Genomic DNA, 16,342 nt, shown 5'->3' with positions numbered 1-16,342 from the left:
CAATGGTTTGGCTTGAGTTTAATACTCAATCCCCTGGCGCGCCATAATCCCTTGCTCAAAAGGATGTTTTTTTAGGACCATCTCCGTTACAAGATCTGCTCTTTCGATTATTGGCTGCGAAGCATTTCGGCCCGTTAAAACCACTTCGACATGAGCTGGCTTCTTACTCAGTAAATCTAGAACCTCGCTTTCAGGTATTAGATCAAACCAAAGCGCATTAATGACTTCATCAAGAATTACAATATCCCATTGTCCCGAAAGAATGATTTCCTGTGCCCTTAAAAAGCCCTTACGAGCTTCGAGGATATGTTCTTCTTGATGTTCTCCTTTATGAACCCAACCTTTTCCTCCAAAGTGTTCATGTTGACAGTCTGGCGACAAACGTTTCAAACCTTCTAACTCTCCGCAGTCGTCTCTCCCTTTCATAAATTGAATAATATAAACCCGAAAACCATGACCAACCGCACGGATTGCCAAACCAAAGGCAGCAGTTGTTTTTCCTTTACCATTGCCAGTATAAACTTGTACTAATCCTTGTGTAAGATTTGACATTATAGCACACCCCGTATCCATTTTTCAAGTTGTGGATGTATATAAACGACCTTTGGTGACGTTAGTATTTCAGGAAACCTTTCGAGAGTTTGCCGATTGAAGGCAATAGAAAAAAACAATTTGATTGCCGACTTCTCATCAGTCGCTCTTAATTCCACTTTATCTGGATAGAAGTAATAGGAATAATTCCCATCTCGCCAGGAAATTTCTACATCTCCAAGTTTGACACGGATCATTCCGAATTCCTCAACTTTGACAGATTTTACGCCTGTAAATGGTTGTCTCAAGTACTCCGCTTCCAACGCAACCTGTCCAACTTTAAATTGAGATTCTAGTAGCTGTTCAACAATGAGTCGAGCTGGAATAGAAATATCTTCAAAAACCCGTCGCTCACTCAATAACTCATCAAAGAGTCGCTCAAATTTTCGGACATGGATCGAACGAACTTTTTGAGCCTTCTTTAAGGCTGTTTCAAAGGTGTGATACACATCTTCCAAGCATTCGAGGAGTATCGCATCTTCCTCTCGCACATTGATTCCCCCTCATCCCCGTCCCTCCTTTTGATCGGAGGAGAGTTTCTATAATGCTATTTTATCTGAACCTCATTGATTTATAAAGGCTACTTTTCAAAATATTTAGGAAAACGACTTAAATTACTTCTTCTGGCGCAGACGTTTGGAAACCCTCTGAACACTTGTCTCGATCCAATCTGTCGCTATTGCCGCATCTCGTCCCAATTCAAGCGCCTTCCAGTAACATTCTAAGGCATCTCTAAAGTTACGACGCTTTTCATAAAACTCCGCTAAACGCACCAAGGCTTCTAGTGAAAATTCTCTATGAAATTGAGCTTTATCTTCTGATTCAACGAGAGCTTTTTGTGGCACTACCTTACTCTCTCGAATTTCTTTAAGAGTGGTTAAAGCTTCATATACTTCACCAATCCGCAGATTGTCTTCTATCGATTCGAAAAGACTTAAGGCTTTTAAATAATAGATTTCAGCCTTAGCTAAATCCATTGAAAGAAAGAATAAGCCCGCCAAACTTTGAAAACGCAAGGCTAGGTCAAAATTTTGATCTGGATAAAACTGAATCGATAATTCAAGGTAATATTTTGCCTCTTCATAGTTTTCTAATATTTGCTCAATTTTACTCAAGAAAAAACAACTTTCACTAAATACATTGCTTGTATCAAATTTCAAACACAGGGCCACCGCCCTTTGTTGACATTCAAAGGCTAAAAACATTTCATTTTGATCAAAGTAGAGAAACGCCAAATATTGCAGTGTATTTGACAAAGCGATCAGATCCTCTATCTGAGCAAAAATTTGGCAAGCATTCTTTAAGTTTATCATTGCTTCCTTATTATTCCCTTGTCGAAAGCACAATTCTCCTAAGAGAACATCCAACTCTCCTTCACCTTTAGGAAACCCATTGGAACGGCAGATTTTATGTGCCTCCTCATAGGCTTTCTTGGCCATTGCCCAATCTTTGAGGGTAGCATAGACTTGGCCCAGGTCAGCATAGAGCATGCCCAACCTTAACGGTGGAGATGAACTCGGGTACACAGATATTGATAGCTCATATTCCCTGCTAGCGTCCCGAAGCATACCCTTCTTAACCGAGACACTGGCTAACCCTGCCCATGCTTCGGACATTCCTTTCGCATTCTGAATCTCTTGGCAAATACGTAATGCTTCTTTGAAACCCTCTTCTGCAAACTCTAAATTTCCTAAACGCACCCTCACTGTCGCTAACAGTCTTAGAGTAAATGCGACGATTTCCGGAACGGTTAATTGATACGCCTTTAAGAGGCCCTGAGTATAATACTCTTCAGCTTTAATGTACTGTTCTTCTCCAAGACACTGTGTTCCAACCTCCATAAGGTTCCGCCAAACGGATAATTCCCCATCGTACATATTATCGCCTCCGTGTCTGTTCCATCATATGCACGAGTCGATTTTTTGGGCATCAATATTTAAATTCGAAGCTGGAGCTTCTCTTCACAGCACAACAGCATTTGAATAGCCATAAAATCAAAGGAAATTAAGGACGAACCTTATTGTAACCTAGACATAAAAGTCGAAATATGATAATCTAATTTCAGGTTCAAGAAGGGAGTGTTTGGCCTTGAATACTTATCGTCCAACTCAATCTTCAAATTATTGGATGGTTGCACTCAAACTTCTCATACTCATTCTGGGTCTCTATTTCTCTGCCTTGATCTTAGGTAAAGTATTCACGTGGGTATTTGCAGTTGCCTTTTTCCTAATACGCTTTATTGTTTTTGTCGGCGTCTCCTTTGTTGTCGTTCATTTTTTTCTTAAATTATTATTTAAAATTGATTTATTTAAGTTAGTGTTGGGCGGACGATATAAGAAACGCTAGGGGCATCAAATTTACTTAAGCTTAAGCAGATTTTAATTAGATAACAATTTTTCCCAAAGTTAACGCCTTGAAAGGGCGTTTTTTTGTTTTACCCTCATGATCTGGCTTTCTAACGAATATCTTTTACTCAAAGGAGGAATGCCAAATGCAAATTATAATCTTCAAACGTCCATCATGGCGAAATATCGCCCTCTGGGGGATCCTCTTGTTCATCTTGATTGCTTATCGTGAAAATGTCACTTCTGTTTTTTCTGGAAAGTTAAAGCCAATTTACTCAACAAACGTCAACACCCAGGCAATTGGACTGACCTTTGATATCAGTTGGGGGGAGAAGACAGCCGAACCAATACTTGATATTCTCAAACAGGAAGGCGTTCATGCCACATTTTTTCTTTCTAGTCCATGGGCAGACAAACATCAACAATTAGTGCAACGAATGGTGGCCGATGGCCATGAGATCGGATCACACGGCAACCGTCATGTTGATCTCAATACTTTAGGATCAGGCGAGATAGAACATGAAATTACTACTGCCCAACAAGTCCTTGAGCAAATATCCGGTCAGAAAGTCCGATTGATAAGGGCACCCAACGGAGCCTATGATAATAAGGTCATATCCACCGCCAACAAGCTGGGGTATCGAGTTATCCAATGGAGTGTTGATTCTCTAGACTGGAAACGACCCGGCCCTGGCGCTGTCATTAATAATGTACTCAACGGGATACACTCCGAAGGTGGGGCGAAAGCAGGGGACATTATTTTATTTCATGCCTCAGACTCAGCGCCAGATACTATTCAGGCCTTGCCGACGGTCATTCAACGCCTCAGAACTAAAGGTTACACACTCATCCCAGTAGGACAATTGCTTTCTGAAGCAAACAGCACTTGGCCACCTGAAAGTAATCTTAAAGAAGAACCTAGTTCAACCAATAAATAAGTGCCGTTATTCAACGTTTTCATCCACGACAGATCGCAAGAGTTGATTCGCTTTTTGTCGATCTATGACCTGAGCCACTGCTTTTTGAGCATCTGCTTTTAACTCTCCCTCAAGCCCACTGTTCATGGCACGTTCAAGCAAGTTCTTACCTACTTGCTGCTGACCTTTACTTAAAGCTTGAATTCCATTCACATAGTCGATACAACCATCCCCTCCGGGGAGCTCCTTTAGAGAAGCTAGGCTAGCAGTCAATTCCTGCAGATTATTTTCATGTAGGGCAAGGACGGCCCTTTTGGTTTCAAACAACGTAGTTCTAGTTCGCCAGGTTTGAGTAACTATTGAATGACATAACTCTACGGCTTTTGCCCACTGTCCTTCTCCTACAGCGACGTCAAAAGCTACAGTAAGGCAGGCCGGATTATGAGGTTCTAGTTTCTGGGCCTCTTCGAGCTCAGCCCTGGCTGCCAGTTGATCACCCATGCTCATTGCAGCTTGCGCTAGAATTAAATGTCTTAAAGTCTGCTCTTGTATCGGTAATTGATTCCAACTCACTTCTGTCTCAGTCTTGGCCAACTGACTACGTGACTCTTCTGCATCCCCATTTGCTAAGGACGTGAGCCCTTGCCCCAACTGACCCCACGGCGTCTTACCCATTGGGCCAAGGACATTCTGCGCTTCAGTGGTTTTCCCGTTTTTCAAGTAATACAAAAACAACCAGAATCTGTGCCGTTCGTCTTGATACATAGTCAGTTTAGACTCTAAGTCCTTACTCTCCACATTAAGTTCAAGTTCCAGCCATAAATTTGCCTCTTTCAACAATTCCAGTTTATTTAATAGGCCCCCATGTGCATTCCACCACTGCAGTTCATCCCTCACTTTTGAAACATCATAAACACTTTTAGCTTGTCTTAATTGCTCCATACGCCATAAAAAAGGCCCACAACTAAGCATAAAAATGATAGACAATAAAAGCAAAAACGTGGCCTGTCGACGTCTTCTAAGACCATGTTTGCGCCGTTTTGACAATCCTATCCCTCGTTTCCATCTTTCTTAACTATTGCTGACATTCTTTTTCTTTGATTAATCACTATTGTTTCTCAATGTCCTTTCCAGGATGAGAAACCTTCACCAACAACTTCCGGCACCTCCGATATAGCCACAAAAGCCTGATGATCTTGATCCCGAACAATTTTTTTGACTTGAGACAATTCAGTACGATTGATTACACAATAAACTACTTGTTTAGCATCGCCTGAGAAGGCCCCTGTCGCTTGAAAAAGTGTAACCCCTCGATCAAGCTTCGCCATGATTTCCTCAGCAATTTTCTGAGGCTGAGTAGTCACTACCATCACCGCCTTGGAGTGACTTAATCCCTCCTGTACAAGATCAACAACACGCGTCGCTATAAACATATAAATCATGGCATACATAGCCATTTCCGGGCGAAACAAAATGGCAACTGCCAGAAAGATCAGGGCATCAATCCCCAGCAATATTTGACCCACACTAAATGAGGTTGTTCGCGCAAACAGGACAGCTAAAATATCCGTTCCACCAAGCGAACCACTGGAGCGGAAGATGATGCCCATCCCGATTCCTGAAAGGACCCCTGCAGATATCACTGCAAGCAGCGTATCATGGGTCAATGCCGGGAGATGTGAAGTCAGAGAAAGCATAACCGAGAGCATACCAACACCCACGACACTAAAAACTAAAAAGTTTCGTCCCACCAAACGTAAGCCTAAAATAAAAAGTGGCAGGTTCAGCAGAAGAACCGTCCAGCTTACGGGCCAAAAAAATAAGTAATGTAATATGATCGCTATTCCCGTGACCCCACCATCCGCAATTTGATTAGGGATAATTAGTGTGTTTATACTTACACTCACGATCGCAGCACCTACTATGATCCCCGCCAAGTGTTGCAACAATTGCCACGGAATAATTTCACGAAAACGTCTCCAGTTCACTTGAATCCCCCGTTCACACATTATTATCCACGTGTTGTTTATCCTTGTTGAATTATACTGCAGAGTCTCCCTAGAGACAACTTAATGAACCCTTCAAATCAGATCTAGGTGTTGCCCTACAATAGTTTATCCAGCACAGAGCTAGAACTCTTTATATATACTGTATTATATTTGGATTATCGTAAGAATGATTCAAATAATCAACATAACCAAGTATATATTTACAATATGTGCTTGACAAAATACTTATTATTGAGTAAAGTGTTAAAGTGTTCTCTATAAGCGCTCGTAGCTCAGTGGATAGAGTGACGGTTTCCGAAGCCGGAGGTCGCAGGTTCAAATCCCGCCGGGCGCACCATACTTAAAAATTAAGTCACAACTTGTTTGTGGCTTTTTTTATTTTAATTACTACTTCTCTTTCTCTATAATGATAAAGAAAAGATTCTCCTTATTCTTTTTCGGCGGGTAGGGACTTAAGTGTAAGGGCGATACATTTCTAACTAGTAACAAAAGAGGTGGTAAATTTTTTACCACCTCTTTTGCAGGTATTTTACGAGTTCAGGGCACCCATTTTTCCTATTACTTATATTTTTTATAATTCCAGATCATCATCATAAGACTACGACTTATGAATTACTTGCAAAATATCAGTTTTAATACGGTTAATACATTGATTTATATTCTCATTTGGATAAAATTTTGTCACTTCAAGATCTTCTAGTTTTTGTTTACTAAAATCATTACTATCCGCTAAAAATCTTCTGCATAGCTCCTCATAGTTAGGTTGAGCTTGCTGTTTTTCCCTTTCTATTGCCCGTAGCAGTCTAACTCCATCGTCAACTTCAATATACAGGGGAATAACATCACTTGTCGCAAAATAATTTTGAAGGTTTTCATAGGACTCTAACGTAGCGATCAGCAGATAATTATTATCCTGCGTCAAGTTAATTTGACCATCGTCAATCGTACAGTAAGACCATTTACCATTAATAGTATAGTAATCCCTCTGTTCTATAATCTTACCCATTTCTCGATAATGTGCCAATAATTCTTCAGATACAAAGTGATAATCAAACCCTTGGACTTCGTTGTGCCTTATTGGTCTCGTCGTATATGGAATTATAGACTTCAAATTAAGTTGTTTATCTTGTAAAAGCTTTTTAGAAATAGTATCTTTTCCAGAGCTACTTTTACCCATTAGGCAGAATATCTTACCCACATCGTCCCATCCCTCATAATCACTACTACACTTTACTGTAGATTCTATTGTAACATCGCTTATCAAAGAATGGCAAACCTGAGCATAGAACGAACGAAACATGTATTTAAACCATATTAACTCTTGAACAATAACAGACATCGGCTACCGTTCTCCGTTTAGGAAGCCTGTAACCGACGTCGTCGAATAATCATTGAGTTTCTGGCCGTTGACCGATGGATATGACTATTTATATAAATGACAAGCTACATAATGGTCCGTTTTCACTTCAATCCAACGCGGAGTATCCACTTGGCATTGAGGCATGGCTTTTGGACACCGAGCAAAAAAGCGACAACCCGGTGGAGGATTAATCGGAGAAGGAACATCCCCTTCTAAAATAATTCTCTCCCGTTTTCGTTCCACTTCAGGGTCAGGGATTGGAATTGCAGATAATAAGGCTACGGTATAGGGATGAAGAGGATTACGATATAATTCGTTAGACTGGGCAACTTCGGTCAACGATCCTAAATACATCACTCCAACTCGATCGGCAATATGTTTGACCATGGCTAAATCGTGAGAAATAAACAAATAGGTTAGTCCATTTTCTTCTTGTAGACGCTTAAACAAATTAATGACCTGGGCTTGTACGGAAACATCTAACGCAGAGACTGGCTCATCCGCAACGATAAATTGGGGTTTGATCGCGAGGGCTCGCGCGATTCCAATTCGTTGCCTTTGTCCTCCGGAAAACTCATGGGGGAAACGGGAAGCATGCTCTTCGGGAAGACCAACTGTATGCAACAACTCAGAGACCCGCTCCCGTCGTTTGACACCGCTAGATAATCTATGAATGTCGATCCCTTCGGCAATGATATCTCCTACGGTCATCCGGGGGTTTAACGAAGCATAAGGATCTTGAAACACCATCTGCATTTGGCGATTAAACTGTCTCAATTTATTTCCTTTTAGCTGATGAACATTCTCTCCATTAAAAAGAACCTGTCCCTCAGATGTATTATATAAGCGCATAATTGTGCGTCCCAAAGTAGACTTTCCGCATCCCGATTCTCCCACTAAGCCAAAGGTTTCTCCCCGTTGAATAGATAAATTGACATTGTCCACGGCTTTCAAAACGCCATTCGTCACGCGAAAATATTTTTTTAGATTTTTAACTTCTAAAATTGGATCAGACACAGTGTTCCCTCCTTGCTTTAGCGAATTTCCGTCCTCATTCGCTTGTCCATTAGCCAACAAGCCATGCTATGTTCATCTTGTATAATCTGAGTTTGCGGATCCTCATTTAAACAAATGTTCATAGCGTGCGGACACCGTGCAGCAAAAGCACATCCTTGCGGAGGAGCTAACAAATCCGGCGGCATTCCTTCAATTGGCACTAGTTCGCTCTTTTCATCATCATCGAGCCGTAGAATGGAATGTAAAAGCCCCCAGGTGTAGGGATGCTGGGCACGGTAGAAAATGTCATCCACTGTTCCTTGCTCCACTATTTTTCCGGCATACATAACCACCACACGTTGAGCGATGTCGGCAACGACTCCCAAATTGTGCGTAATAATGATAATTGAAGAGCCAATTTTCTCCTGTAAATCCTTTAATAAATCGATGATTTGGGCTTGAATTGTTACATCGAGCGCCGTAGTGGGCTCGTCAGCAATCAATAATTTGGGACGACAGGCCAGAGAAATAGCAATCATTACCCGTTGACGCATCCCACCCGAAAATTCATGCGGATACTGTTTTATCCGAGTTTCAGGACGAGGAATACCTACCAACGAAAGTAGTTCAATCGCTTGCTTTTGAGCTTTCTCCTTGCTGAGCCCTTGGTGTCTGACTAATCCTTCGGTGATTTGCTTGCCAATAGTCATTGTTGGATTTAAGGATGTCATTGGATCTTGAAAGATCATGCCAATTTCGGAACCACGTATTGATTCCATTTCTTTTAGGGTAAGTTGCAACAGGTCTATCTTCTTGTCAAAGAGAATTGAACCTTCTTTGATAATGGAAGGTGGGCTCGGAATTAATCGCATTATGGTTTGAGAAGTTACTGATTTCCCACACCCAGATTCCCCCACAATGGCTAAGACTTCCCCTTTCTTTAAATCAAAGGAAACGCCTCGCACAGCCTGAACTTCTCCCGCATACGTATGAAAAGATACTTTTAGATCTTTTACTTCCAGAATGTTTTCCACACGGACACTTCCTTTTATTTTCTAAATTTTGGATCAAGCGCATCACGCAAACCGTCTCCGAGAAGATTAAACGAGACCATCATTAACGAAAAGACCAGGGCCGGGAACAACAATCTCCAGGGGTATACACGCATCGAACCAACTCCATCCGAGAGTAGCATTCCTAATGAAGCTAGGGGAACTTTAACTCCAAGTCCGAGAAAGGAAAGAAAAGCTTCTGTAAAAATAGCTTGAGGAATCGTAAAGGTAATCTGAATAATAATAAAACTAAGCGCGTTGGGAATAAGATGTTTGGTAATGATTCGCCAAGGGCTGGCACCCAAAGAGGTGGCCGCCAACACGTATTCTTGTTCTTTCAAGGAAAGGATTTGTCCTCGAACCAGACGAGCCATCGAAATCCAACCGGTTATACCGTAGGCAAATACAATCGTCCAAATTCCCGATCCCATCATCACTATGAGTAACACCGTGATCAATAAATACGGAATGGAGTAGACCACCTCAATAAAGCGCTGCATCATATCGTCGATTTTCCCACCGTAATAGGCAGAAATTCCACCATAAAGAACCCCAATAAACAAGTCCATCAGCGCGGCCATAATCCCGATGAACAACGAGATACGGGTTCCCCACCAGAGCCGAACCCAAAGATCTCGTCCGAATTCATCCGTTCCAAACCAAAATGTGCTGTTGGGCATCTCATTTCTCGCTGTCAGGTGTTGCACATCATACCCATTTTTTTGTAAAAACGGCCCAAGAAGAGCGAATAAAGTAATTCCCAGTAAGAAATAGAAACCGGCCATTGCGAACTTATTTTTCCTCAACCGTCGCCGAGCATCTTGCCAATAGGTGATCGAAGGTCGAGTAATTTTCTCTTGTTGGTCAGCCTGTTTTATAACGGGGACAAACAGGTTATCTCTGACTTCCGGCATAGTATTAATTCCTCCCTTTCGCTAAACGAATTCGAGGGTCAATGAATCCGTAGGCGATATCCGTCAAGAACATCACCACGATGAGCAACAGACTATAAAAGATGGTTAACCCCATGATTAACGTGTAATCATTAGAATAAACAGCCTGAACAAAGTATTTTCCTAGGCCTGGTATGGCAAAAATCTGTTCTACCACAAGAGTTCCCGTAATAACATTGACTGTTATAGGTCCAAGAACTGTAACGATCGGTAGAATCGCATTACGCAAGGTATGCTTAAGGATAATAGAGAATTGAGACAATCCTTTCGACCGAGCTGTTTTGATATAATCCGAATGAAGGACATCAAGCATTGAGGTACGCATCATTCTCGCAGTTATAGCAATCGTCATAAATGATAAGGTCAAGGCGGGTAAGACTCGGTTGGCGGGTCCATCCCAAAGAGCCGCGGGTAAAATCCCCCATTTGACACCCACTAGATATTGCAAAATTGGTCCCAGAACAAATGAAGGAATTGAAACACCGACAATAGCAATAAACATCGCTCCATAATCCCAAGATTTATTATGTTTGAGAGCTGCTGTAATCCCGAGAATCAACCCAATTAAAACAGAAAAAATAATTGATTCTATTCCAAGTTCAGCTGATGCAGGGAAGGACTGTTTAATGATCTCAGTGACTCTACGGGTAGGATAAGCAAAAGATACTCCTAAGTCACCCTTTGCTATGTTAATGAGATAGTCTTTATATTGAACGGAAATCGGCTGATCCAGTCCGTATTCTTTGGACAATAACGCCCTCTGTTGGGTAGAAAGTTTCTCGGAATTGGCGAATGGATCACCTGGCAAATTATGCATGAGCACAAAAGTCACAGTTACAATCATCCAGAACGTGATCAACATATAACAGAAACGTCGCAGAATAAAACGATACATCATAACACCTCCTACAAACTAAAAAGGAAGGGGTTCCGGATGGAACCCCTCTATCTTTTCTAAATTGATCTAACTATTCGACAGATGCGTTTTTGAGATCCCACTCTGAACCATAAGGGAAGAATAAAATATTTTTGGCGTTTGGTTTAACCAGATAGGAATAAGCACGGAAATTCACGGGAGCAACTGGCATTTTAGCAACTAAAATCTTTTCAGCATCAACTAAATATTGAGCACGTTTCGCTCCATCAGGTTCTGCTTTAGCTTTTTCAATCAATTGATCGTACTCTGGATCTTTAAACTGACTTTCGTTGAAGGAAGAAGTTGATTCATGGCAATCTAGGAAAGTCATTGGGTCATTATAATCCGCACCCCAGTTAAATAACAACAGATCGAATTGATGCGTTTGTCCATGTTCAATCCTCAGTTTGTGGGGAATCGACTCAACTGTTACATCAATCCCAAGATTTTGTTTCCATTGCCCTTGGATAAATTCCAAAGCCTTTTTCCCATCTTCGGTATCATCACCTGTGAATTTTAAGATTGGGAAGGAGGTAAGTCCTGCTTCTTTTAATCCTTGAGCTAATAATGTTTTGGCTTTGGCTGGATCATATTTCGGCAGTACATTTCCTGCATCTTTACGGAACTCTTTATTGTTTCCGTCCATAGTCCCATTCGGTACGAATCCAGTCGGCGCTTGGCTTCCATCATGGAATACAATATCGACTAAATTGCTGCGATCAATCGACAAAGCCAGAGCCTGACGAATTTTATCGTTTTTCAAGGCTGGCACAGCTTCATTCATCTCTACGTAGGTAATATAGAGTTGGGGTGAAATCTGATAATCGGGCTTAGCTTTCCATTGATCCACCTGGTCTCGGGTGATGCGAGCTACATCGATGGCGTTGGATTGATACAAGTTAGCTAAGGTATTATTGTCCGAAGCGATTTGAACATCTACTTCATTCAGTTTTACATTATCTTTGTCCCAATATTTATCGTTTTTCACTAAGGTCAAACTTTGTTCATGATCCCATTTGCTTAGTTGGAAAGGACCATCGAACAACAGCTTGTCAGCATCAGCAGCATACTTGTCACCATATTTCTCGACAAACTCTTGCTTTTCTGCGAAAAAGACTGGGAAAGAGAGTTGGGCCGTCATAAAAGGAATTGGGTTCTCCAGTGTGAACGTGAGGGTTTTGTCATCAATTGCTTTGACCTGAACCTGGTCAGCGCTCCCCTTTCCGTTCATGAAGGCATCTCCACCTTTAATCCAAGCAACCATAAAGGCGTAATCCGCTTTTGTTTTTGGATCCAACGTACGCTTCCAAGCATATTCGAAATCTTTTGCCGTCACTGGTGAATCATCTGACCATTTGATGTTATCCCGTAGCTTGATTGTATAAGTCTTTCCTTCGTTCGTAATCACCGGCATCGAAGCAGCTAAAGCAGGTATCGGTTCTCCGTTTGCTCCTAATCGATAGAGGCCTTCGTTAATCGCATTCAGAATATCAAACGATACGGCGGCGTTAGCAACTGATGTGTCCAGGGCCTGCGGTTCTGCCAGCAAAGTCATTTTTAATAATTGCTTAGAATTTCCCGCACTGCCTGATTGAGCCGTGTTTCCACCACACCCTGTAAGTAGCCCGGCAAGTAGCATAGTGGTTGAGATTCCAGCAATCAACCTTTTTGCGTTAGTCATATGTATCCTCCTTAATTAATGTGCAGCATTTTTAGTTATTATAACAAAATGCATGGACCAACTAAAGAAATAAAAAAGATAAAAAGTATTAATTTGATTATATTTGCCGGATTTGAGAGAATCCCCCTTGGGACTCCTTAAAAGGTTGCGTTAAATCCAACAATATCGATTTTTCGGTCGTCCTATTTTTTTGTAACTAGGAATTGGTTTTACTTTACCATTTTGAACAAGATACATCAGATAGCGATAAACGGTGGGAACGGCGAGGGATAATTCCTTGGAAATTTCCTCTACTGTGGAAGGTTGCTGGCAAGTCGTTAGATATCGTTCGATATAAGATAGCGTCGGCTTGCTAATTCCCTTGGTTACGAACACTTCGTCTTGGACTTTAGGTGTTGCTTGAAAAGTTTTCGTCATATCCAACAGTCGTTTATGCAGTTGCACGCGAGCAATTAAATCAGGTGCTTTGACAGGTTTAAGGGCAAAATCGGTGGCACCTACATCTAAAAAACGATCGGCAATTTCCTGCCTTTCATCAACGGTAAGTACAAGGATTGGTATTTGCTGATCTTGTTCCCGAATTAGACGAACTGTTTCTAAGCCATCAATTTCCGGCATATGATAATCCACTAAAATGATATCCGCGCCATGCTTGAGAAACCCCTCAATTCCGGCTCTTCCATTAGGATAGGCCTCGGGTTCCCAACCAACAAATTTAAATATTTCACTCAGCATATAACGAAGAGACTGGTCATCGTCCATAATTAATATTCTCATTGGCTTTCTCCCAATGGCAGGGTTATCCAAACTTTCGTCCCCTGCCCCACTTCACTTTTTATATTAACGGATCCCTCATGACCTTCCGCTACCTGTCGCACAAAAGCTAAACCAACTCCAGGATGGTTTTTAGTGCTGTATCCGGTTTTCCAGATTTTTTTTACATCGTTTGCCAGAATACCATGCCCATTGTCTTCAACCTCTAATATAACTGCGTCTGGCAATGTTTTCGCGCGCAGGACTACTCTTCCATTGTCTTGCTCTCGAGTGGCATCCAAGGCATTATCAATTAAATTTATGATTGCTCGAGTCAGCCTAATTTTATTAATGTAAATAATCGGGTGAGGTTCTTCCTCTAACTCAATATCCACCAATAAATTAGTTCCACTTAGCCGACTAGCTCGAATATAATCAATTAATTCTTTAAGCTCACACCAGTTCTTTCGATCCTCATACAAAATTTCCGAAACCATTCTACTCATCGCTTGAATCGAGCCATAAATGGTTTGACAGTATTCTTGCATCTTAGGATCGGGCCATCGTATTTCCATTAAAGAAACCAATCCTTCGACTGTAGCAAGTGGAGTTTTAAGGTCATGGACAAGATGAAGAACCTCACGTCCTGATCGAGATTCATGAGCTTCAAGTTGAGCACGATGCAGGTCCTGAGAAATAGACCATTTTTCCATATATAAAATCAAGTAAATCCATAAAGTGAGAGCGCTAGCCACGAAGATAAAAAACAGTACATTCGCATAAAGGGCGAGCACTCGACCAAATCCAAGTTGAATCGCTGCCTGCTTTACTTTTATCGATAGAGAACCTCGTCCGAAACCATATTGAGTAAGAAAAGGAACTTGATTTAACCAAGCAACACCAAAAATCAGTTGGGAGAAAACCAGTAATTTCATTCCCATATTCAATTTTTGTTTGCTTAGTTGCTGCATAACCACGATCGTAAGCCAAAGGAAAATATCTGTAGCTCCAAAACTATAGTTTAGCGGCGTCATTACATTAACAATAACATAAGCGAGTGGCACAGCAACCAGGGGAACGATAGTCTTTAAGGCAGGACGATTGAAAACATCTGCCATTCCATCCCCTAGCATCACCACACTGAGAAACTGGGGGGTGGTAATAATGGTATTAATTGATACAGTAAGAAATGCGTCAATCATTAACGCATTTCCGTCAGTTCTATGATCCATCGTTTGGAGTAATTGATCTAACCTCAGAAGTTGCGGTTTTAACCAAAGTGGAATTAAGACACCTAACAAAAACAACCCAATTCCTATCCATATTTTCCGCGACCTTACGACTTTCCCCACTTAAATTACCACCTTCCTACTCATGAGATTGTAACATGAAATCGGAATACTGATAATTTTTCCGCTTCAAGTGGGTATAACTCTCCCCAATAAGACAACTTTACGATTTGATCTCACCTCTGTCAAGTTGACCTACCAATTGGAAAACTTCATTTTTTACGAAGTTTTATGTTTATTTTTCTACAGATGCGTTTTTAAAGTCTACAAGACCAAGGGGCGAATGAATTACACCTTTAACAAATGACTTTGAAGTGTATTTAAGGTTTTCATAATAGATAGGCATCACAGGCATTTCAGTCATTAAGATTTTTTCAGCATCATGCATTTGTTGCATGCGGGCCTCAGGGTTCAGGTTTTTCTTTACTCCTGCAATAAGCGTATCATATTGTTGGTTAGCCCACCCAGTTTTATTATTTGCACCACCTTTTGTGAAAATATCCAATAAAGACAGTGGGTCCATATAGTCAACAGTCCAGCCAACACGAGCTACATCAAAATCAAAGCTTTGTAACGATTTCAAATAGACTTGACCTTCTTCTTTGCGAAGTGTAACGGAGATTCCAAGGTTTCTACTCCACATATCTTTGATAAGAGTTGCAATTTTTTCGTGATTGAAATTAGGATTAAATAGGATTTTGATTTCCGGAAAACCTTTTCCACCGGGGAAACCCGCATCGGACATGAGTTTCTTAGCTTTTGCGACGTCTTCTTGGAAGTAGTCACCGCCGACATCGCGAAATTGTTTAGTTGTATTGGCATCGTTAATACCGTATGGTACAAAAGCAAAGGCCGGCTTTTCATTTGTTTGGGTTGCATCAGCAATAATTTCCTGGCGATCGATCGATAAGGTCAAGGCTTGGCGCACTTTTGGGTCTTCAAAAGGCTTCTTCGTAACATTAAAAGCATAATAGTAGGTACCTACTTGAGGATCAATTTTAAGATCTCCCGATTTAAGTAGACGATAAGTATCACTTGCCGGAACTCTATCTATTCCATCAACTTGACCTGTTTCATAGGCAGTCAGTGCAGCTTTAGGATCTTCAATAAGGTTAAACGTAAGTTCTGAAATTTTAACCGATTTAGCATCCCAGTAATTATCGTTTTTCACAACGATGATTTCCTTATTATGAATCCACGATTTCATTTGAAAAGGACCATTACTGACAAATGTCTCCGCTTTAAGGTTCCAATCCTTATTCGCTTCAACAACCTTTTTATCAACTGGAAAATAGGTCGGAAATGCAGTCAGAGCCAGAAAGTAAGGAGCAACATTGACAAGCGTTACTTCTAATGTTTGTGGATTGATCACTTTTATACCGACATCTTCAGCTTTTCCCATTTTTGCATTATAGGCAGCTCCCCCCTTAATATAAGCAGCTATTGGGTATGCATACCCTGTGGCATTCGAAGGATCCAT

The 16,342-nt window shown here is 41.2% G+C and carries 16 protein-coding genes and 1 tRNA gene; 3 read left to right on the top strand and 14 right to left on the bottom strand.

Annotation, left to right across the window (positions count from 1 at the left end; all coding sequences use genetic code 11):
• Positions 1 to 18: 18 nt before the first annotated feature.
• The 3 genes from cobO to DSBG_RS12415 form a co-directional block, all read right to left on the bottom strand.
• Positions 19 to 552, bottom strand: coding sequence for a cob(I)yrinic acid a,c-diamide adenosyltransferase (cobO, locus tag DSBG_RS12425; RefSeq protein ID WP_068964646.1), 534 nt, complete (start codon positions 550 to 552; stop codon positions 19 to 21).
• The gene (locus DSBG_RS12420) at positions 552 to 1,082 is read right to left on the bottom strand and encodes a hypothetical protein (protein ID WP_068964645.1); all 531 of its coding nucleotides are present in this window, start codon (positions 1,080 to 1,082) and stop codon (positions 552 to 554) included. The genes cobO and DSBG_RS12420 overlap by 1 nt, the downstream gene beginning before the upstream one ends.
• A 123-nt stretch (positions 1,083 to 1,205) precedes the next feature.
• Complete coding sequence (locus DSBG_RS12415) at positions 1,206 to 2,468, bottom strand: tetratricopeptide repeat protein (protein WP_068964644.1); 1,263 nt, start codon at positions 2,466 to 2,468, stop codon at positions 1,206 to 1,208.
• Between the two features lie 211 nt (positions 2,469 to 2,679).
• Here DSBG_RS12415 and DSBG_RS12410 point away from each other — a divergent pair, with 211 nt between their 5' ends.
• Both DSBG_RS12410 and DSBG_RS12405 read left to right on the top strand, forming a co-directional pair.
• Positions 2,680 to 2,937, top strand: a complete 258-nt coding sequence (locus DSBG_RS12410) for a hypothetical protein (RefSeq protein WP_068964673.1) — start codon at positions 2,680 to 2,682, stop codon at positions 2,935 to 2,937.
• A gap of 145 nt (positions 2,938 to 3,082) precedes the next feature.
• Positions 3,083 to 3,874: a polysaccharide deacetylase family protein gene (locus DSBG_RS12405; protein WP_068964643.1), complete on the top strand. Its 792-nt coding sequence runs from the start codon at positions 3,083 to 3,085 to the stop codon at positions 3,872 to 3,874.
• Positions 3,875 to 3,880: 6 nt separating this feature from the next.
• Here the strand turns inward: DSBG_RS12405 and DSBG_RS12400 are convergent, their stop codons facing one another.
• Together DSBG_RS12400 and DSBG_RS12395 are read right to left on the bottom strand one after the other, a co-directional pair.
• The gene (locus tag DSBG_RS12400) at positions 3,881 to 4,900 is read right to left on the bottom strand and encodes a hypothetical protein (protein ID WP_242877591.1); all 1,020 of its coding nucleotides are present in this window, start codon (positions 4,898 to 4,900) and stop codon (positions 3,881 to 3,883) included.
• Between the two features lie 71 nt (positions 4,901 to 4,971).
• Positions 4,972 to 5,862 (bottom strand): YitT family protein, encoded by an 891-nt coding sequence (locus tag DSBG_RS12395; protein WP_068964642.1) that lies wholly within the window; start codon positions 5,860 to 5,862, stop codon positions 4,972 to 4,974.
• A gap of 261 nt (positions 5,863 to 6,123) precedes the next feature.
• Here DSBG_RS12395 and DSBG_RS12390 point away from each other — a divergent pair.
• A tRNA-Arg gene (locus DSBG_RS12390) sits at positions 6,124 to 6,199 on the top strand.
• Between the two features lie 261 nt (positions 6,200 to 6,460).
• Here DSBG_RS12390 and DSBG_RS12385 read toward each other — a convergent pair.
• The 9 genes from DSBG_RS12385 to DSBG_RS12345 all read right to left on the bottom strand — a co-directional run bounded on the left by DSBG_RS12385 (position 6,461) and on the right by DSBG_RS12345 (position 16,342).
• Entirely contained in the window at positions 6,461 to 7,060 is a 600-nt protein-coding gene (locus tag DSBG_RS12385; RefSeq protein WP_068964671.1) for a nucleoside/nucleotide kinase family protein, read from the bottom strand.
• 225 nt (positions 7,061 to 7,285) lie between these two features.
• Positions 7,286 to 8,239, bottom strand: coding sequence for an ABC transporter ATP-binding protein (locus tag DSBG_RS12380; RefSeq protein ID WP_068964641.1), 954 nt, complete (start codon positions 8,237 to 8,239; stop codon positions 7,286 to 7,288).
• Between the two features lie 17 nt (positions 8,240 to 8,256).
• On the bottom strand, positions 8,257 to 9,252 hold the full coding sequence (locus DSBG_RS12375) for an ABC transporter ATP-binding protein (protein WP_083236845.1): 996 nt from the start codon (positions 9,250 to 9,252) through the stop codon (positions 8,257 to 8,259).
• Between the two features lie 14 nt (positions 9,253 to 9,266).
• Positions 9,267 to 10,184, bottom strand: a complete 918-nt coding sequence (locus DSBG_RS12370; protein WP_068964639.1) for an ABC transporter permease — start codon at positions 10,182 to 10,184, stop codon at positions 9,267 to 9,269.
• 4 nt (positions 10,185 to 10,188) lie between these two features.
• Positions 10,189 to 11,121, bottom strand: a complete 933-nt coding sequence (locus tag DSBG_RS12365; RefSeq protein ID WP_207647234.1) for an ABC transporter permease — start codon at positions 11,119 to 11,121, stop codon at positions 10,189 to 10,191.
• 70 nt (positions 11,122 to 11,191) lie between these two features.
• Positions 11,192 to 12,820 carry a peptide ABC transporter substrate-binding protein gene (locus DSBG_RS12360; protein WP_068964637.1) on the bottom strand — a complete coding sequence of 543 codons (1,629 nt, stop codon included), beginning with the start codon at positions 12,818 to 12,820 and terminating at the stop codon, positions 11,192 to 11,194.
• Between the two features lie 150 nt (positions 12,821 to 12,970).
• Positions 12,971 to 13,597, bottom strand: a complete 627-nt coding sequence (locus DSBG_RS12355; protein ID WP_068964636.1) for a response regulator — start codon at positions 13,595 to 13,597, stop codon at positions 12,971 to 12,973.
• Entirely contained in the window at positions 13,594 to 14,925 is a 1,332-nt protein-coding gene (locus DSBG_RS12350; RefSeq protein ID WP_068964635.1) for a HAMP domain-containing sensor histidine kinase, read from the bottom strand. Before DSBG_RS12350 ends, DSBG_RS12355 begins: the two co-directional genes overlap by 4 nt.
• 172 nt (positions 14,926 to 15,097) lie before the next feature.
• Positions 15,098 to 16,342, bottom strand: coding sequence for a peptide ABC transporter substrate-binding protein (locus tag DSBG_RS12345; RefSeq protein ID WP_068964634.1), 1,245 nt, complete (start codon positions 16,340 to 16,342; stop codon positions 15,098 to 15,100).

Origin of the sequence: Desulfosporosinus cupriresistens (assembly GCF_001707885.1) — a bacterium.
Taxonomy (GTDB): Bacteria; Bacillota; Desulfitobacteriia; order Desulfitobacteriales; family Desulfitobacteriaceae; genus Desulfosporosinus.
The sequence above is the reverse complement of the archived record's forward strand: the minus strand, read 5'-3'. Positions and strand labels throughout refer to the sequence as shown.